The following is a 20,626-nucleotide window of genomic DNA, read 5'->3' as shown; positions in this document are numbered from 1 at the left end:
CCCCCGCCCCGGTCCTCGGTTCCACCAGCACCTCCCCCGCCCCGGTCCTCGGCTCCACCAGCCCCTCCCCCGCCCAGGGTGGAGGCCGTACGAACGCTTCCCCCGCCCCCGCTGCGGGCGCCACCGGCGCGTCCCCCGTCCCGGACGGACCCCGTACCGGCGCGTTCCCCCTCCCGAACGGACCCGGTGCCGGGCCGTTGCCGGTACAGCGCGGGGACGGTCCCAGCGACCTGTCCGCGCCGAGCGGAAGCGTTCCGCGTGACGCGTCGGCGACGCGCGACAGCACTGTGGCGGACCGACCCGGCCCAGCCTCCTATCCCCTGCCCCCACCCCTGCCGCCAACCGTGACCGCCCCCGCACCCGTCACCGTGCAGGACAACGGTGGTACGGACAGCGTGCCCGCCGTCGCCCCGCAGGTGCCGGCACCGCGGCCTCCGCACCCGGCTCCCGAGCAGGTGCCGGACCCACATCCCGCCATCCTCGCCGCGGCCCACGAGGGGCGGCACGGTGAGGCGGCCGCGATGGCCGCCGCCTGGGAGCAGCAGGCGCTCCGCCTCCACGGCCCCGCTTCCGCCGAAGCGGTCCACTGGCTGGAGGTACGGGCCGACCTCGCCCGGCTCGCGGGCGACTTCACGCGCTCCTGCGAGCTCTGGACGGCTGCCGCCAACGCCCGCCTGCACCGTGGCGAGCCCCGGGAAGCTCCGGATGTGGTGGCAGCCGTGGACCGTGCGCACTACTGCTGGGAACTGTTGGGGGACGCTGCCACGGCCCGTGGACTGGCGACCCACCTGCTGGACCTACGGCGACGGGTGCGGAGCTCACGCCCCGGCGCCCTCCAAGCCCTGGAACGCCGCCTCGAGACGCTGAGCACCAGCAACGCGGGCCCAGGCCCCGGGTGACGCACTGCCGCCCGGCCCGAGCCAAGCGGTGACCCACGCCGCGGGCCGAGCCCCCCCGGGTGACACCCGCCCCGCCCGGACGGGGGCCCGACATCACACGCCCCCGCCCGAACCGGAAACCCAGTGACCCGGATCCACCGGGGTCGGGTCAACGGCCGGCGTGCTCGTGCAGGACCGCTCGCATCTCCTCGTGGAAGGCTTCGTAGCTCCGCCGGAGGTCGCCGCCCGGCCAATCGGCGGCCGGGAGGAGGGCCGTGGGCAGCAGCGGGTCCGCGAGCAGATGGCGCAGGATCGCGGCAGCCGCCGTGAACTTGGCCGCCGGGCCGGTCGATTCCTCCAGTGCGGTCCCCAACGTTCGCGCCCGCCGCGCCCAGCCGTCCAGCTCCCACAGGGTGGCCGCGAGAGCGGCCGGGTCGCCGTCGGGTGAGCCGGTCAGCAGAGTGCACTGCCCGGTGACGACGGGTGGCAGCGGCCGTACGAGATTGGCGGGGCGCAGCCAGGTCCCCTCGCGCAGTTCGGCCAGGCGCAGGGCCGTCATGGCCTGGCGCAGCGCCGAGCGGTCGGCGGCCGGGCGGCGTTCGGTGGTGACGACGGCGATCTCCCAGGCGCCGTCCCACGCGCGGGTCCGGGGAGCGCGGCTGTCGTCCTGCCGGGCCTGACGCTCCAGGAGTCGCGCGGTCAACCCGTACTCCCCCGCACGCTGTTCGAGGTCGCCGGACGTGACCATACGGGAGAGGGCCACCCGTATGGTCCCCTCCGCGATACCGAACAGCTCGCCCACCCGGACCAGGGAGCGGACGGGCAGGTGGGGCGGATGGTGGCCCAGCAGCGTGCTGAGCACGACCGAGCGGGCCGTCAACGGCCGCAGTCCAGGGATTGCCGTGTCGTCCATCCGGCGCAGATTCCCCTCTCCGTCCTTCTTACAGTCTTCCAGCATGCGTAGGAAAACTGTAACGTCCGGAGCAGGAGCCGACCATGCCACTCCCCCGGAGGTTGCCGTGAGCGCCACGCACCAAGTCCTCAACCAGGCACCGCCCCTGACCGGGTTCAGCACGGCGGACGACCCGGCGCTGCTGGAGTCGCTGCGGCGTGAGGGGGCGGGCTGGAGCGAGCACCAGGTCCGGGCTCTCGGAGCGCTGGCCGGTTCGGAGGAGGTGCAGGAGTGGGCACGGACGGCGGAGGAGACGCCGCCGCGGCTGCGTACCCATGACCGCTTCGGCCATCGCATCGACGAGGTCGAGTTCCACCCCGCCTGGCACCGGCTGATGTCGGTGGCCGTGGAGAGCGGGCTGCACGCCGCGCCCTGGACCGACCCCCGCCCCGGTGCCCATCTCTTCCGCGCCGCCCAGTTCTACGTCTGGTCCCAGGCCGAGGCGGGCCACGGCTGCCCCGTCTCCATGACCTATGCCGCCGTCCCCGCCCTGCGGGCCCAGCCGGAGCTTGCCGCGGTGTACGAACCGCTGCTCGCGGCCCGTACGTACGACTTCGGGCTCCGTCCGCCACTCGACAAGGCGGGCCTGATCGCCGGGATGTCGATGACGGAGAAGCAGGGTGGCTCGGATGTGCGCGCCAACACCACCGAGGCGGTCCCCGCGGGCGACGGCACGTATCTGCTGACCGGCCACAAGTGGTTCACCTCCGCCCCGATGAGCGATGTGTTCCTGGTGCTGGCGCAGACCGCCGAGGGGCTTTCCTGCTTCCTGCTGCCGCGGGTGCTGCCCGACGGCACGCGCAACGGGATGCACCTCCAGCGGCTGAAGGACAAACTCGGCAACCGCTCCAACGCGTCCGCCGAGATCGAGTACGAGGCCGCGGTGGCCTGGCCGGTCGGCGAACCGGGCCACGGGGTGCGCACGATCGTCGAGATGGTCAACGTGACCCGGCTGGACTGTGTGATCGGTTCGGCGGCGGGCATGCGGGCGGGTCTGCGCCAGGCTCTGCACCACACCGCGCACCGGCAGGCGTTCGGCGCGGAACTGATCGACCAGCCCCTGATGCGGAACGTTCTCGCCGATCTGGCGGTCGAATCGGAGGCGGCGACGCTCCTGGCCATGCGGCTGGCGACGGCCGTGGACCGGTCCCAGGCCGGGGACGAGTCCGAGGCGGCGCTGCGCCGGCTGGGTCTGGCGGTCGGCAAGTACTGGGTGTGCAAGCGGGGCAGTGCTCATGCCGCGGAAGCGCTGGAGTGTCTGGGCGGCAACGGCTATGTCGAGGAGTCGGGGATGCCCCGGCTCTACCGGGAGGCCCCGCTGCTGTCGATCTGGGAGGGCTCGGGGAACGTCGCCGCGCTCGATGTGCTGCGCGCCCTGGCCAAGGAGCCCACGGCGCTCGACGCCTTCCTGGCCGAGGTGGACGCGGCCGCCGGTACCGACCACCGGCTGGACGCGGCCGTCGCCCGGGTCCGCGCGGCCCTCCCCCGGCTGACCGACCCGGACGGCGCACAGCTGCACGCCCGCCGCCTGGCGGAGGAGATGGCGCTGGTGCTCCAGGGCAGCCTCCTCGTACGGCACAGCCATCCGGCGGTCGCGGACGCCTTCTGCGCCTCTCGCCTCGGCGGGGACTGGGGCAACGCGTTCGGCACACTGCCCGCCGGTACCGACCTCGGCCCCATCCTCGATCGCGCCCTGCCCAAGGAGTCCGTATGACCTCCGGGTCGAGCGGCAGGGCCCGGTGACGACGGTGATCCTGTCCGGGCCCGGCGTGCGCAACGCCGTGGACGGCCAGCCGGCGCCGGCGGAGGGCGTGAACGACGTGGCCCGCTTCACCGCGGGCGCGGGCCGCTACGGCGACTTCACCGGTCTCTGAACGGCTGCTCCCGGTGGTTCCCCCCGAGTCCGGGCCCGGTGTCTGTGCCCGGCACCTGCGCCGGCGGGCCGCCTCGCGTCTCGCAGCATGAGTGCCGTCGCGTCAACGGTCCGGACTCCACGGCCCTGGACCGCAGTCCTGCGCAAGCGTGCCCGCGGTTCCGGGCCCGGGGTCTGTGCCCGCCCTTTCCGAGCGGACCCGGCTGCAACCGCGCTTGAGGTGACGAGGGGCCCCGGGGGGCGGGGCACCGCGTGCCGCAGTCCGTCGGGCCGGTGTGACACTCGGGGCCCGGCCGATGTCCGGCCGGGCCCCGAGTGTGCGGAACGGGTCAGTCGATGCCGCGGAGGATGTGCGACTCCGCCGGGTCGTCCTCGTAGCCTGCCAGCCGGATCGGCGCTGATCTGGCCCAGACATCAAGGTTGCGGACTTCCTTCGTCCGCTTATGGCGCTCCTCAGGTTCTTGCGGGAGCTGGTTCCGCTTCGTCTTCTTGGGTGTCACCGCGCACACTCCTTCGCGTCGGGTGAACCGGACGTGCCGACGCAGCCTCGGCCGGGCGCCGGACGCCCGGTGGGGCTGTGAGAGGGCCGTTCGGACGCGGTGGCGCCGGATTACGCGACCGGGACTGCGACCATGGTGGCTGGCGCATCCCGGGACGGGCCGAGGGTGTCGGTGCTTCCCAAAGAGGCTGTCCGTCGGATACCAGATTAGCGGCCCGGGGGCCGGGGCGCGCGGCGTTATTTCGCCACGCTTGGGGTGCGCGGCGTTTGCACCGCTGGTCAGGGGGCACTCCGTACCGTCCAGGACTCCCGTGCCACCGGAGCACCTCATGACCCTCGAAACGACCGGGTCCACCCTCGGGGTCGAGGAGGACTCCTCGACCCCGCGAGCGGTCATCCCGTGCCGTGTGCACCCGAGGTCCTGGCGGACGTCCGAGCCGCTCACACCCCTGCTGCCGTGCCGGAGCTGAAGCACGAACTGCTGTCCACCCAGGTCGAGTCGGCCACGGGCGTGTGCACCCGGCTGCAGGATCTGTCCGCGCAGCTGACGGCGGGCCGGGAGCGGCTCGCCGCCGCGGCGGCGAGCCACGGGGCCCTGCTGGTCTCCAGCGGGACGCCTCCGCTGGCCGCCGGACCCGCGCCGGTGACCGACGGGGAACGCTTCCGGCAGATCCGGGACGCCTATCCGGGCATCGTGGCCGACTACCAGGTGTGCGGATGCCATGTACACGTCGGGGTGCCGGACCGTGAGACCGCGGTGGCCGTGGTCAACCAGCTGCGCCCCTGGCTGCCGACCCTGCTGGCCCTCTCGGCCAACTCACCGTTCCACCACGGCCTGGACACCGGGTACGCGAGCTGGCGCATGGTCCAGCAGTCCCGCTTCCCCGGGTCCGGCGTACCTCCGCACTTCGCCTCGGCTGCGGCGTACGAACGGGAGGTCGGACGGCTGGTCGACTGCGGCGCCCTGATCGACGCCCGGATGAGCTTCTGGCTCGCCCGGCCCTCGCCGCGCTTCCCGACCGTCGAGGTGCGGGTGGCGGACGCCTCGATAACCGTGGAGGAGGCGGCACTCCAGGCAGCGCTGTCCCGCGCGCTCGTGCGCACCGCGCTCACCGGGCTCTCCGCGGGCCGGGAAACGGTGCCGGTCCGCGACCAGGTAGCGGCCGCCGCGGTCTGGTCCGCCTCCCGGTACGGGCTGCGCGGCCCCGGTGTCCACCCCGTACGGGAGAAGCGCGTACCGGCGACCGCCCTCGTCGAGGCGCTGGTCCGCCATGTCCGCGCCGCTCTCGAGGAGGCCGGCGACCTGGACGGCGTCCGGACCGCCGCGTCCCGCCTCCTCGCGCACGGGACGGGCGCGGAACGGCAGCGCGCGGCCGGGGAACCGGCGGCGGCGGTGCGGTATGTGGCCCATCGGACCGCTCCGGCCCAACACCGGCACCGAGGAGGTCGTCCGTGAGTGACCCCGCCCTGTCCTCCGTGGGAGATCCCGCCGTGTCGTACGCCGTGCCGGACCCCACCGCGCCGACGCTCCCCGAGCCACGCGGGCCCCTCTCCGCGGCGGTCGCCGCCGCCCTGCCGTCGCGGCCCGGTCCGGCAGGGCACAGATGGCCGGATGCGGACGGCAGCGACCCGTTCGGCGAGGACCTGCAGCTGGCACTGCAGCTGTGCTACGAGCTCCACTACCGGGGGTTCCAGGGCGTGGACGACGCCTGGGAGTGGGACCCGGGACTGCTGACGTTCCGCGGCGGCTGCGAGCGGGTCTTCCTGGACGCGCTGCGCGCCGCGACGCCCGGTGGCGAGGTCGGCGCCGCCCTGGGCGCGCTGCTCGTGGAGCCGGTGGACGGAGCCGGGGTCTCCCACCATCTGCGCGACCACGGCGAGTGGTGGCAGATGCGCGAATTCCTGGTGCACCGGTCCATCTACCACCTGAAGGAGGCCGACCCGCACGCCTGGGTGATCCCCCGCCTCCAGGGCCGGGCCAAGGCCGCCCTCGTGGCCGTCGAGTACGACGAGTTCGGCGCCGGGCGCGGGGAGCGGATGCACTCCCGGCTGTATGCGGACCTGCTGGCCGGGGCCGGGCTGCACACCGGGTGTCTGCACTATCTGGACGCCGTGCCCGCGCCCGCCCTGGCGATCGTCAACATGATGTCGTTGTTCGGGCTGCACCGAAGCCTCCGCGGGGCTCTGGTGGGGCACTTCGCCGCCGCCGAGATCACGACGGCCCCGAGCGCTCGGCGTATGGTCGCCGCGCTCCGGCGCATGGGCGCGGACCCGGCGTGCGTCCTGTTCTACAGCGAGCACATCGAGGCGGACGCGGTGCACGAACAGGTGTTGCGCCGCGACGTGGTCGCGGACCTGCTGGCGGTGAGCCCGGAACTGGCACCGGATGTGGTGTTCGGCATCCAGGCGACCGAGGTGCTGGAGGACCGGCTCGCGGCGCATCTCCTCGGATGCTGGCAGCGCGGGGAAACGTCGTTGCGCCGCCCGTTGTGAGTCCCAGGAGCACTGAAGCGGCACCAGCCGCCGTCAGGGCACCGGACGTTGTGACGGGGCGGGCCTTACGGGGCGCCGGGCGCTGCGGGCGGCGCGCGGTGAGACGGCGGTGGGTCGCTGCCCTGCGTTGACCGTGGTGCGGGGCTGGGCGTCTGTCTCCCAGCCCCGGCGGGCCGACCCGCTCGAACGGCGCACGCCCGGCGCGAGGGTGCCCGGAACTCCGGCGGGAGTCCGGACCGGGTCCGGGACGCGGGAACGGGTCCGGGGCCCGGGACCGGGACGGGAACAGGTCCGGGAACAGGTCCGGGAACGGGAACAGGTCCGGGACGGGGACCGGGGCAGGCCGGAAACAGGTCGGGACGCGGTCCGGGACAGGTCCCGCACGGGGGCCGGAAGGGCCGGGATTGCTCAGTCGCCCTCCGCCGCGGCGGGACGGCTGTGCCGCCGGTGGCTGGTGTCGCACCAGGGGTAGCTACGGCTGCGCCGGCAGGTGCAGACGGCGACGACGAACCGGTCGGAGACGACCGTACGGCCGTCCTCCAGCTCGACCTCCACCGGTCCTTCGATCAGCAGCGGGCCGCCCGGGTCGATGACGACCCGGCGGCGCTCAGACGGGGCAGGGGACGACATCGGCACGGACAACCACCAGTTCCTCTTCTCGCCGGCCGGGGGCGATCAGGCCCTGCTCCTCCAGCCACGGCGCACGGCTGAGCAGAACCGGCCCGAAAGGCTGCCGGCGCCGGGCCACCACCGAGGCCTTGAGCCCGGCGCCACGCAGCATCTGCACCGTCCTGGCCGGTCCGCTCAGGTCGGAGTGGACCAGCAGGAGCATGCCGTTGGGGCTGAGCAGCCGGGGCGCCGCCTCGCACAGCCGGTCGAGGTGGGCCCGTCCGTCCGCTCCGGCGTCCCAGGCCCGCGCCCGGCCGCGGCCGGCTCCGGCGTGGCCAGGGGGGCACGGCACGTACGGCGGGTTGGCCGTGACGAGATCGAACCGGCGGCCCGTCGTGCAGCTCAGGAAGTCGCCCCGGTGCACGGTGACCGGCAGCCGGTGCAGCCGGGCGTTGCACCGCGCCGTGAGGACCGCCCGGGGCGAGACGTCCACTGCCCGGACCTCCGCCGCGCCGAGACGGGCCGCGACGAGGGCGAGGATTCCGGTGCCGGTGCAGATGTCCAGCGCCCGGGCCCCGGGCGGGACGGCCGCGGTCAGCAGGGCCTCGCGGAGCAGATGGGAGTCGCCCTGCGGGGAGTAGACCCCTGGCGGTCTCATGAGCAACACCGCTCCCGAGTACCTCCCGCACCCCGGATCAAACGGGAGCTCGTGTCTCCCCGGCTCAGGACGGGACCTCCCGCACCGGGTCGGATGGGCCCTCCCGTGCTCCAGCTCGACCTCCGCGGGCCCAGGCCGAACGGACCGAGGCGCCAGACCGTGGCCGGGACCCGGCGCCGCTCGGCTCGGCACGAGACCCCACACACCGTCCGGACGGCACCTCCCACAGCCCGGGTCCGGACGGGACCTCGCGCCCTGCATCGAAGGGGTCGAGGCACCCCCGGCCGAACGGGACCTCGCATGGGGGCAGGCGGGCCGGGTCTCCCCGGCCCGGGACGGGGCCTCCGGGCAAGCACCCCGGCAGTACGGGACGGAGCGCGTCCTCGCCGTTACCCGGCCCCGTCGAGGGGGAACCCGCGGTGCATGCCGCATGACCGCGTGACACACGAGTCGTACTGGATGGCCTCGACGGAGAGCACCGCCCACCCGCCGCTCGACTCCGATCTGGAGGTGGACGTCGCCGTCGTCGGCGGCGGTATCGCCGGGCTGTGCACCGCGTGGGAGCTGGAGCGCGCCGGGGTGAGGGTCGCCGTCCTCGAGGCGGACCGCATCGGCTCCGGAGTGACGGGGTCGACCACGGCCAAGCTGACCTCGCTCCACTCCCTGGCGTACACGCGGCTGCGGGAGCAATTCGGCCGGGAGACCGCACGGCTGTACGCGGACTCGCACCAGGACGCCGTCGAGCATGTCGGCCGTATCTGCGCCGAGTTGGGGGTGGACGCGGAGCTCGAGCGCGTTCCCGCGTACACCTACATGGAGTCGGAGCGCCGGGCCGGGGAGATCCGGGCGGAGGTCGGGGCGGCGCGCGAGGCCGGTCTGTCGGCGTCGTTCGTCACGGTGACCGAACTGCCGTTCCTGGTCTCGGGGGCGGTGCGAGTCGAGGACCAGATGCAGTTCCACCCGCGCAAATTTCTGCTCGCCCTCGCACGCGACCTGGTCAGCCGTGGCGGTCGTATCTTCGAGCGGACCCGGGCCACCGGGCTGCACGACGGCGCGCGCTGCCGTATCACCACCGAGACCGGCGCCACGGTCGTGGCGCGGGACGCCGTCGTGGCGACGCACTATCCGGTCTTCGACCGGTCCATGCTCTTCGCCCGTCTGAAGCCGCGCCGGGAGGTGGTCGTCGCCGCGCCGGTCCCCGCCGGGAGTGCGCCGATCGGCATGTACATCACCCCCGAGCAGCGCACCCGTTCGGTGCGTACGGCTCCGCTGGACGACGAGCACCGGCTGCTGCTCGTGACCGGTGAGTCCTTCGAGCCGGGCACCGCCGATGTGGAGGAGCGTTTCGCACGGCTGACCGACTGGACCCGCGAGCGTTTCCCGGTCACCGGGGGGATCGCCTACCGCTGGGCGGCCCAGGACAACGTCACCACCGACCGGCTGCCGTACGTCGGGCACTTCCACCCCGGTACGCAGCATGTGTACGTGGCGACCGGCTTCGGCGGCTGGGGCATGAGCGGCGGGGTGATGTCCGGACGGCTGCTGGCCTCCCACATCGTGGGCGGCCCCCGGCCGGCGTGGACGGAGCTGTACGACCCACGGCGTCTTCCGCATCTGCGTGAGACGTCCCCACTGCTCCACCAGCAGGCGTTCGTCGCCAAGCATTTCGTGGGCGACCGGCTGCACACCTCCCACCTCGACTCGGTGGAGGACATCCCGCCGGGCAGCGGTGCCGTGGTGCGGCTGGGCGGGCAGTACTGTGCCGTCCACCGGGACGACTCCGGCACGGTCACGGCCGTCTCCGCCCGCTGCACCCACCTCGGCTGCCTCGTGCGCTTCGACAACGCCGAGCGGGTCTGGGAGTGCCCCTGCCACGGCTCGCGGTTCGCCGCGGACGGCTCGGTCCTCCACGGACCGGCCACCCGGCCCCTGGAACCCAGGCCTCTCACGGACGGAACGGACTGAACAGCCGGGTGGCGTTCCCGGCGCTCGTGGCGGAGGGTGGAAGCACTGACCATTCCGCGGGAACGAGGTGAACCGCCGTGCGGGCCACGACGCGGGCGGTGCAGGGTGCGCCCTGCTGGGTGAGTCTGATGGCGCACGATCTGGAGGCCGCTCAGGACTTCTACGGGTCTGTGCTGGGCTGGCAGTACAAGCCCGGCTTCCAGGGGGCCGGCAGTTACTCGGTGGCGCTCGCCCACGGGACGCCGGTGGCAGGCCTGGGGGCGATGGCTCGGACCATGGGCTTCCCGGTCTGCTGGACCGCGTACTTCGCCGCCGACAGCGCGGACCTGGTGGCCGAGCGCGTCCGTGAGCGCTCCGCCACGGTCGCGGTGGGCCCGATCGAGTTCGGCAAGGGGCGCGTGGCGTGGGCCGCCGATCTTTCCGACGCGGTGTTCGGCATCTGGCAGGGCGAGGTCGACCCGGACTGGCGGGTGGGCCGCAGATCCGGTGCCCCGGCGTGGCTCGAGCTGCGGACCCGGGACCCGTTCGCCTCGGCTCTCTTCTACGGAGAGGTGTTCGACTGGGACAAGCAGGACGACGAGTGCATCGACGTCCGGTACGAGGACGAGCGGGTGGTCCTGCGGATCGCGGGACACACCGTGGCCGACATCCGGGGCGGGGGCGTCGAGGACGCTCCCGATCCGAACATCCGGCCGCAATGGCATGTGTACTTCTGCGTGGACGACGTCGACGCCGCGACCGAGAAGGCCGTCGCCTCGGGCGGCACGGTCGTCTCGCCGCCCTGCGACTCGCACTTCGGCCGTGTGGCGGAGCTCAGGGACCCCGAGGGCGGCCTGTTCCACCTGGCCTTCTGCGGTACCTGACCCCGCGCCCACGTGCCCCCGGGCCAACGGCCCACGCATCCACCCGCCCGCTCATACGTCCCCGAGTCCACCGGCCCGCCGGCACGCAGGGGGGCCGGTCGGTCTTTTCGCTTTCGGCCACCGCGGGCAGGCGTCTGCATATGGACCACACGCAAGCACCCGTACTCGACGCCCTCGCCCGGTACCACGAGCGCGAGGAGATCCCCTTCACCCCGCCCGGGCACAAGCAGGCCCGTGGCGCCGACCCGCGGGTCCGGGCGGTCCTCGGTGACGCCGTCTTCCACTCCGACGTCCTGGCGTCGGGCGGGCTGGACGACCGGCGGACCTCGGGGCGGGTCCTCGAGCAGGCCGAGATCCTGATGGCCGACGCGGTGCACGCCGAGCACACCTTCTTCTCGACCTGCGGCAGCTCCCTGTCGGTCAAGGCCGCCATGCTCTCGGCGGCCGGGCCGCACGAGACCCTGCTGGTGGGCCGGGACGCCCATAAGTCGGTGGTGTCCGGGCTGATCCTCTCCGGCGTACGGCCCATCTGGGTCGAGCCGCAGTGGGACTCCGAGCGGCATCTCGCCCATCCGCCCTCGGCGAAGGCCTTCGACAAGGCGTTCGCCGAGCACCCCGAGGCGCGGGGTGCCCTGGTGACCAGCCCCACCCCGTACGGTTCGTGTGCCGACCTGGCCGCCATCGCCGACGTGTGCCACCGGTGGGGGCACCCGCTGATCGTCGATGAGGCGTGGGGCGCCCATCTGCCCTTCCACCCCGAACTGCCCGCCTGGGCGATGGACGCGGGCGCGGACGTCTGTGTGACCAGCATCCACAAGATGGGCAGCGGCCTGGAGCAGGGCTCCGTGTTCCATCTGCGGGGTGACCTGATCGATGCGGCGGCGCTCAAGTCCCGGGCCGACCTGCTGGGGACCACGAGCCCGTCGGCCCTCATCTACGCCGGACTCGACGGATGGCGGCGGCAGATGGCCCAGCACGGCCGGGAACTCCTCTCCGGCGCGCTGGAGCTCGGCCGCCGGGTGCGGGAGGAGATCGAGGACATCGACGGGCTGCATGTGAACGACCGGACGGACTTCGTCGGTCCGGACCTGGCATCCGACCTCGACGCGCTGCCCGTGGTCATCGACATCACCGGACTGGGCACGACCGGATACCGTGCCGCCGACTGGCTGCGCCAGTACCACCACATCGACCTGCACCTGGCCGACCACCGCCGGATCAGTGCCCAACTGACCCACGCCGACGACGCGTCCACCACGTCCGCGCTCCTGTCCGGGCTCCGGGACCTCGCCGCGCATGCGCCCGGACTGCGTCCGGCACCGGAGGTCGCCGTGCCCTCGCCGGGCGACCTGCTGATGGAACAGACGTGCCTGCCCCGCGACGCGTACTTCGGCGCCCACGAGGACGTGCCCCTCCATGAGGCGGAAGGCCGCGTGGTGGCCGAGATGCTCACCCCCTACCCGCCGGGGATCCCGGCCGCGCTCCCCGGTGAGCGCCTGACCGGGCCGGTGCTGCGCTATCTCCGTACGGGGGTGGAGGCCGGTATGCGCGTCCCGGACGCCGCCGACACCGGCCTGGGCACGCTGCGCGTACTGATCGAACAGTGACCCGTTATCCACACGTTTGCCCGTTACCTCACGAGGGGTAAGCCGTCAGCACATGCTCGACCGTCTGCGCCGGATCCTCACCCGACCGAGGGGGTCCGCCCCGGATCTCCAGCTGCTCGCCAAGGCCATGGCCGCCGCGGGCGGCGCATGGTGGCTGGCCCACCTCATCCCGGGCCATGAACAGCCCTACTTCGCGCCGCTCGCCGCGCTCCTCGGTGTGTACCCGACGGTGCTGAGCTCGCTGCGCGAAGCCGGGCGGTACGCCATCGGGTTCCTGCTCGGAGTGGTGCTGGGCGTGCCGGTCTCGGCGGTCTTCGGGCCCGGCCTGTGGGGGATCCTGGTCGTCGTGCCCGCCGCACTGCTGCTCGGAGCCTGGCCGAAGCTGAGCGGACAGAGCCTTCAAGTGCCGTTCACGGCGCTGTTCGTGCTCCTCGCCGGTGGCAGCGCACCCATGGCGTACGCCGTGCCCAAGCTGGGTGACGTCGCCATCGGCGCCGCGGTGGGCATCGCCGTCAACGCTGTGCTGCCGCCGCCGCTCCGGCGGGCGGAGGCCGGAGAGGCCGCCTACCGGCTGGGGCTGCGCACCGCCGAGCTGCTCCGCGACACGGCGGCGGAGATCAGACAGGGAGAGCTGTACGGATCCGCGCACCGCACGGCGCGGTTGCTCGCCGTGCACCGGACCACCCTGGATGTGGCCGACGCCCAACTGACGGCGGTCGAGAGCCATCGGTTCAACGCCAGGTCACGGCTGACCCGGCAGTACGCCCCGCTGCCCGCGCACACGACCCTGGACGCGCTCTATGCGGTGGGCGAGCAGGCCCGCGTCCTCACCCGGGAAGCCCGGCGCGGCGGCGCCGGTTCCGACCCGGCCCTGCTCAGCGCCGAGTTCCGCGAACAGTTCTGCAGTCTGCTGGAGCTGTTCGCGGAGTTGGTGGCCGAGAGCGGCAGATCCGGTACAGGCCCGTCGGAGGAGAGGCTGGAGGAGGCCCGCTCCTGCTACCGGGCGGTCCGGGCCACCGCGCTGGACGCCGAGGGCCGGGACGGTGCGGAGGCCCCGTACCGCCGTCTGGCGGAGACCCAGTTGTGCGCACTCGCACTCCAACTGCTGTTCGACCTGGTCCCGGAGCCGACCCACACGATGACGCCGGAAGGTGTGGGACTCACCCGCTGACACCGCTGCCCGCCGCCCGGCCGGAGCCGCCTTTCCCTCGGGGCCTCAGGGCCTGAGCAGCGTCTTGATCATGCCGTCGTCCTTGGCCTGGAACGTCTTGTACGCCCAGGGGGCGTCCTCCAGCGGCAGCGTGTGCGTGGCGAAGCCCTCGGTCCCGAGCGGATCGCCGTCGGTGAGCAGCGGCAGGATGTCGTCCACCCACCGGCTGACGTTGGCCTGCCCCATCCGGAGCTGGATCTGCTTGTCGAACAGGGTGAGCATCGGCAGCGGGTCCGTCATGCCGCCGTAGACACCGGTCAGTGAGATCGTCCCGCCGCGGCGTACGACGTCGATGGCGGTGTAGAGCGCGCTCATCCGGTCCACGCCCGCGTGCTCCATCAGCTTCCCCGCGACCGTGCCGGGCAGCATGGTCGTCAGCTGCTGGGCGATCCTGGCGGCCGGGGCGCCATGTGCCTCCATGCCGACCGCGTCGATGACGGAGTCGGGCCCACGCCCGTCGGTCATTCCACGGATGATCTCGCCGAGGTCCTTCTCGTGCTCCCGGAGATCCAGCACCTCCACACCGTGGGCGCGCGCTCGCTCCAGGCGCTCCGGCACGAGGTCGACGCCGATGACGCGACCTGCGCCACGGTGCAGCGCCACCCGTGCGGACATGTCCCCGATCGGGCCGAGACCCAGCACCACCACGGTGCCGCCCGGGGGAACGGCCGCGTACTCGACGGCCTGCCAGGCGGTGGGCAGCACATCGGAGAGGTAGACGAAGCGCTCGTCGGGCGGGCCTTCGGGGACCTTCACCGGCAGTGTGTTGGCGAACGGCACCCGCAGATACTCGGCCTGGCCGCCGGGGATCTCCCCGTAGAGCTTGGTGTAGCCGAACAGCGAGGCGCCCATCCCCCGGTCACGGACCTGTGTGGTCTCGCACTGGGAGTGGAGCCCGGCCTCGCACATGTAGCAGGTGCCGCAGGAGACATTGAACGGGACCACCACGCGGTCGCCCGGAGACAGTGACGTGACCTCGTTGCCGACGTCCTCCACGATGCCCATCGGCTCGTGGCCGAGGACGTCGCCCTGCCCCATGAAGGGCCCGAGCACTTCGTACAGGTGCAGGTCGGAGCCGCAGATCCCGGTGGACGTGATCCGTACGATCGCGTCCGTCGGCTGTTCGATGGTCGGATCGGGCACGGTGTCCACGCGGACGTCGCGCTTGCCGTGCCAGGTCAGAGCCCTCATGACGCCTCCTTCCGAGACCGGTCCGCGGTCTCTGCCGAGGCCCTACGGGTGCACCCCGGACCTGTGACCCAAACCGCACCCCGGGGTCCCGGACGGGATCCGGGTCCGTAGATTGGGCCCATGACCCGGGATCGGCACCGCGCGCACCGCACAGCGTGCGGACAGCAGCTGACGTACTCGCAAGCGGGGGCCACTCTGGAAGGCCCGCTCCCCGCCGGGTACACGCATCTGCGCCGCCGGATCCGCCTCGGCAGCGGGCAGGAGCTCTACGAGCGGGCCGGGGCGTATGTGCTGGCCTGGGGCGCGCAGCGCGGGGCCGGCTTCGAGGTCCACCCGGGGTCTTCCCCGGCGCCCGGGGACACGGTGATCGTCACCGCCCGCCCGCCCGGTCTGCGGTTCCCCCGGCTGCTGATCCCGTGCAGGGTGGTCTGGGCGATGTCGGGGCCGCGCCGTACGGGCTTCGCGTACGGGACGCTGCCCGGGCATCCGGAGAGCGGCGAGGAGTCCTTCACCGTCACGCTCGACGAGCGGGGCGGGGTGTGGTTCGCGGTGACCGCCTTCTCCCGTCCGGGCAACTGGTACACCCGCTGGGGCGGCCCCGTCGGACGGCTGGTGCAGCGGGCCGCCGCGGAGCGCTATCTGCGGGCGGTGGCGGCCGCGGTGGGCAGCCGCTGAGCGGCCACTGATAGGCCGCGGGGCGCAAGGGGCATGCTCGCAACATGACGCTCCTCGTCGGAACCTCCGGCTGGCAGTACAAGCACTGGCGCGGGGTCCTGTATCCGCCCGGGCTGCCGCAGCGGCTGTGGCTGGAGGAGTACGCCCGGCAGTTCGCCACGGTGGAGAGCAACAACGCCTTCTACCGGCTGCCGACCGTGGAGACCTTCACCTCCTGGCGGGAGCGGACCCCGGAGGGGTTCGTCGCGGCGGTCAAGGCGAGCCGCTACCTCACGCACATCAAACGACTTCGCGATCCGCGGGAGCCGGTGGAGCGGCTGATGTCGCACGCCTCCGGCCTCGGCCCCCGGCTGGGCCCCGTTCTGCTGCAACTACCGCCCACGCTCCGGGCGGACACCGGTGCCCTGGACACCTGCCTCGGCTGCTTCCCCGCGGGGGTCCGGGTGGCGGTCGAACCGCGGCACGACTCGTGGTGGACGGCGGAGGTCCGGGCCGTGCTGGAGCGGCGGGGCGCCGCGCTGTGCTGGGCGGACCGGTACTCCCGACCGGCGACGCCGCTGTGGCGGACCGCCGACTGGGGGTATCTGCGCCTCCACGAGGGCCGCGCCGAGCCATGGCCGCACTACGGCCGTCAGGCACTCGCCACGTGGGTACGGCGGATCGCCGACACCTGGCCCGACACGGCCGATGTGTTCGTGTACTTCAACAACGACCCGGGCGGTGCGGCCGTCCTCGACGCCACCGTCTTCGCCCGCGCGGCCTCCCGTGCGGGCCGCGCCGTGAGCCGCACGCCCACCGGGCGCGGCTCCGCGGACTGACCGCGGGCACGGGATATACCTGCGGTCGTACGGGCCCGGGGGCCGAGGCCGGCCCGGGGCCGCCGGCGGAGGGAAACGGACGGGGTATGGCAGGCATCGTGCGCAGACGGGCGGTGGTCTCCGGTGATGTGCAGGGTGTGTACTTCCGCGACACATGCCGCCGCGAGGCCACCCTACGCGGCGTGTCGGGCTGGGTGCGGAATCTGCCGGACGGCACCGTCGAGGCCGTATTCGAGGGGCACCCCGAGCGGGTCGGAGAGATGGTCGCCTGGGCACACGAGGGGCCGCCCACGGCGATCGTCGACGAGGTGTCGGTCACGGAGGAGGAGCCGGAGGGGCTCACGAACTTCGAGATCCGCGGCACCCCCAGGCCTTTCTAGTGCTGTGACCGGGACGGTTGCCGGGAAGCTCGCGGCGTCCGGTGCGGTGCATCGCACGGCGGTGGGGGCGCCCCTGAGTCTGGGGGAGATCGCCCTCGTACTGGGGTCCCCCATGCCGAAGGCCAGGGGAGTACCCGGGCGACTCCGACACCGCAGCGTGGGGGCACTCCCCCAGCCTTCGGCCGGGGGGACCCCACCCAGCGGTAGCTGGGGGAGTGTGCTGGGACAGGGAAGGGTTCGCTCCTCGCGGGTTGCCGGCCCGGCCCCTGGCCGTCCGCTGCCGCCCGGTCCTTCGGCGCGCTCCGGACGAGCCGGTGATGGCATGCTGAATGCGTGGACGCATCGGCGTTGCGCCTTCGTTTCGCCGCGGAACTGCGGCTGTTCCTGCCGGCCCGCCATCGGGCCGGCGAGGTCCGGGTGCCGGTCGACGGCACCTCCTCGCTCGGGCATGTGGTGGAGTCCTTGGGCGTTCCTCTGCCGGAGGTCGGCACACTCGTCGCCGGCGGCCGTACGGTCCGCGCCTCCTACCGCCCTCGCGCGGGCGACGTCGTGGAGGTCCGGCCGGTGCCACGCCCGCAGGAGCCGCGCCCCGAGCCGCTGCGTTTCGTCCTCGACGTCCATCTCGGCGCGCTGGCCCGGCAGCTGCGGCTGGTCGGCGTGGACACCGCCTACCGCAACGACATGGGCGACGACGCCCTGATCGAGCAGGCGAACCGCGAGCGCCGGGTGCTGCTGACCCAGGACCGGGGGCTGCTGCGCCGCAGGGCGCTGTGGCGGGGGGCGTATGTGCGCGGCGCTCAGCGGGACGCCCAACTCACCGACGTACTCGAACGGTTCGAGCCCCGGCTGGCTCCCTGGACCCGCTGCATGGCCTGCAACGCGCCGCTGTCATCGGTCGCCAAGGCCGAGGTGGCGCACCTGCTGCGGCCGGGCACCCGGCGCACGTACGACACCTTCATGCGCTGTCCGGACTGCGGCAGGGTCTACTGGCACGGCGCCCACAGCGGACGGCTGGAGCGGATCGTGACGGCGGCGCGGCGTATATCCGTCGTCGCCGTGGTGTGCGCCGTCCTGGGCTTCGGCCTCGCCGGATGCACGGATTCGGGGTCCGGGGACGAGCCCGCCCCGACACCGTCGCAGGGGCAGACCGTCTCGCCGTTCACCGGCCTCCCCGCGCGGCCCGGGCCCGTACTCGCGGTGAAGGTGGACAACGTCGGACCGGCGCGGCCGCACACCGGTCTCGGCGCGGCGGACATCGTCTACGTGGAGCAGGTCGAGGGCGGGCAGACCCGGATACTGGCGGTCCTCTCCTCCCGCCTGCCTCCGAAGCTGGGCCCGGTGCGCAGCGCCCGCGAGTCGGATGTCGAGCTGCTGCGGCAGTTCGGCAGGCCCGCGCTGGCGTACTCCGGGGCGCAGTCCAGGCTGCGGCCGTTTCTCATGAACGCTCCGCTGTACGCCGTGCCCCCCGGCAAGGCCCCCGACGCCTACGTCCGCGACAGCGAGCGGCCCGCCCCGCACAACCTCTACATCCGGCCCGCCCGGATCCTCGCCGACGCCCCGGGGGCGAGCAAGGCGTCGGACATCGGGTTCCGGTTCGGGGCGGCGCCGCCGGGCGGGCGGCAGGTCGCCGAGCAGACCGTGCGCTACCCGGCCGCCCGGTACGCCTTCACCTGGTCGCCGCAGGACAAGCGGTGGCTGGTCTCGATGGACGGCGACCCCGCGCGCACCACCGACGGCGGGCGCGACACGGCGGCGACCGTCGTCGTCCAGCGCGTGACCATCCGCGACTCGGCGCTCCAGGACAAGCTGGGGAGCGTCTCCCCGTACAGCGAGACGGTCGGCTCCGGCACAGCGCTCGTGCTCCGGGACGGCAGGGCGTACGACGCCCGGTGGAGCCGGGCGGACCCGGAGAGCGGCACGCGCTTCACCACTCCGTCCGGGGAGCCCGTCCGGTTCGCCCGGGGAACGGTGTGGGTGCTGCTCACCGGCCGGTGACCGCTCCCGCGCCCTCCGCCGTACCGGCGACCGCGCCCGCCCGGGGACCGGGTGGGCAACTCCCGAGGTGGACCGCGCAGGGGAACGGCCGACCGGGGCACACCGGCCTCCAGGCCCATGGGCGCTGCCACCCGTACACGACCCATCCGCTGGACACGAACGTCGGCCGGTTCGAGAACCGCTCCACGCCGCGCGCTCGGGCGCCCGCCCCCGGAGGAGTGACCGGGAGCGGGCCGGTTGTCACCGGTCCTGCCCGACACATTCCCCCTTGCCCACGAGGATCGGCACACTCCCCCGGCCTTCGGCAAGGAGGAACCCCAGCCGCGGTGCCGGAGCGTCCGAGCAGCCCTGCCTTGGGCATGGGGAATTCCGGCGGACACTCTTCCGCTTGCCGCCGACGCGGCTGGGGGGTTTCCCGGACGATGTCCGGGAGCCTGGCGTGGGCCCCGCCTTGCGGCGGACGGCGCCATGTGTCGGAAGGGGACCTAGGGCCAATGCCGTTGCGTTTAGGCGGCGTTACGTCGGCAAGTAGTGTGCTGGGACCGTCTCGGGGGTGGTGCCGGTGGTCGAGGGTGTGCGGGAGTTATCGGGTCTTGGGTTGCTGACGTGGGTGTATCCGCCGGGTCTGGTGGATCGGGTGGTCGCCGCGTGTGGCCGGACCGAACAACGCAGACGGTTGCTGCCCGCCCGGCTGGTGGTCTACTTCGTTCTTGGTCTGGCGTTGTTCTCACCGGCTCCGTATCTGGAGGTGCTGCGGCACCTGGTCGAGGGTCTGCGGGGGGCCGGGCTGTGGGGCTCGTGGCGGATCCCGGCGAAGTCATCCCTGTTCAGAGCGAGGGAGCGGCTGGGGTCGGAGCCGCTGCGGGTGCTGTTCGCCGCTGCGGCTCGGCCGCTGGCGGAGGAAGGAACGCCGGGTGCGTGGTGGCGTGGGCTGCGGCTGGTAGCGATCGACGGCACGTGCTGGGATGTGGCGGACAGCTTTGCCAATGAGAAGGAGTTCGGCCGCCCCGGCAACGCTCGAGGCTCGGAGAAGGCCGCGTTTCCGCAGGTGCGGATGGCCGCGCTGGTGGAGTGCGGCACGCATGCGGTCCTGGATGCGGAGCTGGAGGGCTGCCGGGTCGGGGAGGTGACGCTGTCGGCCCGTCTGGTGCGCTCTACCGGGCCGGGCATGCTGGTGCTGGCCGACCGGGAATTCCTCGGTGTCCCGTTGTGGCGGGCCTTCACCGCCACCGGCGCTCGTGTGCTGTGGCGGGTGCCGGCCAACCGGGTGTTGCCGGTGCAGCAGCGGCTATCGGACGGCTCCTGGCTCTCCCGCATCCACGCCGGCACCGATGCCAAGAAGCGTGATCCAGTACCAGTCCGCGTCATCGCCTACGACCTCCGCGGCGTCCCCGGTGCCGAGGAGAGTGGGTACCGGCTGGTCACCGATCTGCTCGACCCCCAGGCGTACCCCGCGGCTGAGCTGGCCGCGCTGTATCACCAGCGGTGGGAGATCGAATCCGCGCTCGGGGAGATCAAGACCCACCAGCGGGGACCGAAGGTGGTGCTGTCCAGCAAGACCCCGGACGGCATACGCCAGCAGATCTGGGCGCATCTGCTGGTCCACCACGCACTGCGCATGCTGATGTGCAGAACCGCGGCCACCCGCACGGTCGACCCCGACCGGCTCTCCTTCACCGACACCCTGCGGGCCGCCCGCCGCAGTGTCACCACCTCACCAGGGATCTTTTCCCCCTGAACAGCTGGTCACCGCGCTGGTCCACCTCCGCGACGACCTGCTGGCCAGGCTCTTGCCACCGCGCCGGCTCCGCAGCCAGCCCCGCGTGGTGAAGCGCAAGATGTCCAACTACCGGCTCAAGAGAGCCGAGCACCGGCACTGGCCTCAACCCACCCGGACCTCCACCGAAGCCGTCCTGATCAGCGCACCAAGGGCGCCAGACCCGTAACGCAACGGCATTGG

Annotated in this window: 19 protein-coding genes and 1 pseudogene; 15 read left to right on the top strand and 5 right to left on the bottom strand. The window is 73.1% G+C overall.

The features are described 5' to 3' along the window. Positions 1–344: 344 nt before the first annotated feature. Positions 345–899, top strand: coding sequence for a hypothetical protein (locus tag ACTWQE_RS28575; protein WP_443331953.1), 555 nt, complete (start codon positions 345–347; stop codon positions 897–899). A gap of 148 nt (positions 900–1,047) precedes the next feature. On the opposite strand, the gene ACTWQE_RS28570 is transcribed toward ACTWQE_RS28575, so the two are convergent. Continuing rightward, a complete protein-coding gene (locus ACTWQE_RS28570; RefSeq protein WP_443331958.1) occupies positions 1,048–1,791 on the bottom strand; it encodes a PaaX family transcriptional regulator C-terminal domain-containing protein in 744 nt (247 codons plus the stop codon). A gap of 106 nt (positions 1,792–1,897) precedes the next feature. On the opposite strand from ACTWQE_RS28570, the gene ACTWQE_RS28565 reads away from it, so the two are divergent. Together ACTWQE_RS28565 and ACTWQE_RS28560 are read left to right on the top strand one after the other, a co-directional pair. Further along, a complete protein-coding gene (locus ACTWQE_RS28565) occupies positions 1,898–3,544 on the top strand; it encodes an acyl-CoA dehydrogenase family protein (RefSeq protein ID WP_443331952.1) in 1,647 nt (548 codons plus the stop codon). A 25-nt stretch (positions 3,545–3,569) separates the two neighbouring features. Further along, on the top strand, positions 3,570–3,704 hold the full coding sequence (locus tag ACTWQE_RS28560) for a hypothetical protein (protein ID WP_443331951.1): 135 nt from the start codon (positions 3,570–3,572) through the stop codon (positions 3,702–3,704). A gap of 328 nt (positions 3,705–4,032) precedes the next feature. On the opposite strand, the gene ACTWQE_RS28555 is transcribed toward ACTWQE_RS28560, so the two are convergent. Continuing rightward, positions 4,033–4,203 (bottom strand): hypothetical protein, encoded by a 171-nt coding sequence (locus ACTWQE_RS28555; protein ID WP_443331950.1) that lies wholly within the window; start codon positions 4,201–4,203, stop codon positions 4,033–4,035. Between the two features lie 255 nt (positions 4,204–4,458). Here ACTWQE_RS28555 and ACTWQE_RS28550 point away from each other — a divergent pair, with 255 nt between their 5' ends. Continuing rightward, complete coding sequence (locus ACTWQE_RS28550) at positions 4,459–5,658, top strand: carboxylate-amine ligase (protein WP_443331949.1); 1,200 nt, start codon at positions 4,459–4,461, stop codon at positions 5,656–5,658. A gap of 11 nt (positions 5,659–5,669) precedes the next feature. Beyond that, complete coding sequence (locus ACTWQE_RS28545; RefSeq protein WP_443331957.1) at positions 5,670–6,695, top strand: iron-containing redox enzyme family protein; 1,026 nt, start codon at positions 5,670–5,672, stop codon at positions 6,693–6,695. A 408-nt stretch (positions 6,696–7,103) separates the two neighbouring features. On the opposite strand, the gene ACTWQE_RS28540 is transcribed toward ACTWQE_RS28545, so the two are convergent. Together ACTWQE_RS28540 and ACTWQE_RS28535 are read right to left on the bottom strand one after the other, a co-directional pair. Then, complete coding sequence (locus tag ACTWQE_RS28540) at positions 7,104–7,325, bottom strand: CDGSH iron-sulfur domain-containing protein (RefSeq protein ID WP_443331948.1); 222 nt, start codon at positions 7,323–7,325, stop codon at positions 7,104–7,106. Beyond that, a complete protein-coding gene (locus tag ACTWQE_RS28535) occupies positions 7,303–7,962 on the bottom strand; it encodes a HemK2/MTQ2 family protein methyltransferase (protein ID WP_443331947.1) in 660 nt (219 codons plus the stop codon). Before ACTWQE_RS28535 ends, ACTWQE_RS28540 begins: the two co-directional genes overlap by 23 nt. A gap of 423 nt (positions 7,963–8,385) precedes the next feature. Here ACTWQE_RS28535 and ACTWQE_RS28530 point away from each other — a divergent pair, with 423 nt between their 5' ends. The 4 genes from ACTWQE_RS28530 (at position 8,386) to ACTWQE_RS28515 (ending at position 13,568) form a co-directional block, all read left to right on the top strand. Next, positions 8,386–9,927, top strand: coding sequence for an FAD-dependent oxidoreductase (locus ACTWQE_RS28530; protein ID WP_443331946.1), 1,542 nt, complete (start codon positions 8,386–8,388; stop codon positions 9,925–9,927). Positions 9,928–10,055: 128 nt separating this feature from the next. After that, positions 10,056–10,790: a VOC family protein gene (locus ACTWQE_RS28525; protein ID WP_443331956.1), complete on the top strand. Its 735-nt coding sequence runs from the start codon at positions 10,056–10,058 to the stop codon at positions 10,788–10,790. 134 nt (positions 10,791–10,924) lie between these two features. Continuing rightward, complete coding sequence (locus tag ACTWQE_RS28520; protein ID WP_443331955.1) at positions 10,925–12,397, top strand: aminotransferase class I/II-fold pyridoxal phosphate-dependent enzyme; 1,473 nt, start codon at positions 10,925–10,927, stop codon at positions 12,395–12,397. Between the two features lie 52 nt (positions 12,398–12,449). Next, on the top strand, positions 12,450–13,568 hold the full coding sequence (locus ACTWQE_RS28515) for an FUSC family protein (RefSeq protein WP_443331945.1): 1,119 nt from the start codon (positions 12,450–12,452) through the stop codon (positions 13,566–13,568). A gap of 45 nt (positions 13,569–13,613) precedes the next feature. Here the strand turns inward: ACTWQE_RS28515 and ACTWQE_RS28510 are convergent, their stop codons facing one another. Then, a complete protein-coding gene (locus tag ACTWQE_RS28510) occupies positions 13,614–14,798 on the bottom strand; it encodes a zinc-dependent alcohol dehydrogenase (protein ID WP_443331944.1) in 1,185 nt (394 codons plus the stop codon). Between the two features lie 120 nt (positions 14,799–14,918). On the opposite strand from ACTWQE_RS28510, the gene ACTWQE_RS28505 reads away from it, so the two are divergent. The 6 genes and pseudogenes from ACTWQE_RS28505 (at position 14,919) to ACTWQE_RS28480 (ending at position 20,404) form a co-directional block, all read left to right on the top strand. Then, positions 14,919–15,473, top strand: a complete 555-nt coding sequence (locus tag ACTWQE_RS28505) for a DUF1990 family protein (protein ID WP_443331943.1) — start codon at positions 14,919–14,921, stop codon at positions 15,471–15,473. 44 nt (positions 15,474–15,517) lie between these two features. Further along, positions 15,518–16,291: a DUF72 domain-containing protein gene (locus ACTWQE_RS28500; protein ID WP_443331942.1), complete on the top strand. Its 774-nt coding sequence runs from the start codon at positions 15,518–15,520 to the stop codon at positions 16,289–16,291. An 86-nt stretch (positions 16,292–16,377) separates the two neighbouring features. Continuing rightward, a complete protein-coding gene (locus tag ACTWQE_RS28495; RefSeq protein ID WP_443331941.1) occupies positions 16,378–16,671 on the top strand; it encodes an acylphosphatase in 294 nt (97 codons plus the stop codon). A 333-nt stretch (positions 16,672–17,004) separates the two neighbouring features. After that, a pseudogene (locus ACTWQE_RS28490) lies at positions 17,005–17,238 on the top strand (Mut7-C RNAse domain-containing protein); the annotation flags it as partial. After that, entirely contained in the window at positions 17,221–18,666 is a 1,446-nt protein-coding gene (locus ACTWQE_RS28485; RefSeq protein ID WP_443331954.1) for a Mut7-C RNAse domain-containing protein, read from the top strand. The pseudogene ACTWQE_RS28490 and the gene ACTWQE_RS28485, both read left to right, overlap by 18 nt. A 553-nt stretch (positions 18,667–19,219) precedes the next feature. Next, entirely contained in the window at positions 19,220–20,404 is a 1,185-nt protein-coding gene (locus ACTWQE_RS28480; protein ID WP_443331940.1) for an IS4 family transposase, read from the top strand. Positions 20,405–20,626 lie beyond the last annotated feature (222 nt).

This window comes from Streptomyces sp. 8N706, assembly GCF_052245415.1.
GTDB lineage: Bacteria > Actinomycetota > Actinomycetes > Streptomycetales > Streptomycetaceae > Streptomyces.
This window is presented reverse-complemented; position numbering and strand designations above follow the sequence as displayed.

Excerpts from the sequence above, each read along its gene's own strand:
- ACTWQE_RS28535 (WP_443331947.1), bottom strand. The coding sequence starts at position 7,962 with ATGAGACCGCCAGGGGTCTACTCCCCGCAGGGCGACTCCCATCTGCTC.
- ACTWQE_RS28495 (WP_443331941.1), top strand. The coding sequence starts at position 16,378 with ATGGCAGGCATCGTGCGCAGACGGGCGGTGGTCTCCGGTGATGTGCAG.
- ACTWQE_RS28570 (WP_443331958.1), bottom strand. The coding sequence starts at position 1,791 with ATGGACGACACGGCAATCCCTGGACTGCGGCCGTTGACGGCCCGCTCG.
- ACTWQE_RS28530 (WP_443331946.1), top strand. The coding sequence starts at position 8,386 with ATGCCGCATGACCGCGTGACACACGAGTCGTACTGGATGGCCTCGACG.
- ACTWQE_RS28505 (WP_443331943.1), top strand. The coding sequence starts at position 14,919 with ATGACCCGGGATCGGCACCGCGCGCACCGCACAGCGTGCGGACAGCAG.
- ACTWQE_RS28500 (WP_443331942.1), top strand. The coding sequence starts at position 15,518 with ATGACGCTCCTCGTCGGAACCTCCGGCTGGCAGTACAAGCACTGGCGC.
- ACTWQE_RS28510 (WP_443331944.1), bottom strand. The coding sequence starts at position 14,798 with ATGAGGGCTCTGACCTGGCACGGCAAGCGCGACGTCCGCGTGGACACC.
- ACTWQE_RS28540 (WP_443331948.1), bottom strand. The coding sequence starts at position 7,325 with ATGTCGTCCCCTGCCCCGTCTGAGCGCCGCCGGGTCGTCATCGACCCG.
- ACTWQE_RS28525 (WP_443331956.1), top strand. The coding sequence starts at position 10,056 with ATGGCGCACGATCTGGAGGCCGCTCAGGACTTCTACGGGTCTGTGCTG.
- ACTWQE_RS28515 (WP_443331945.1), top strand. The coding sequence starts at position 12,450 with ATGCTCGACCGTCTGCGCCGGATCCTCACCCGACCGAGGGGGTCCGCC.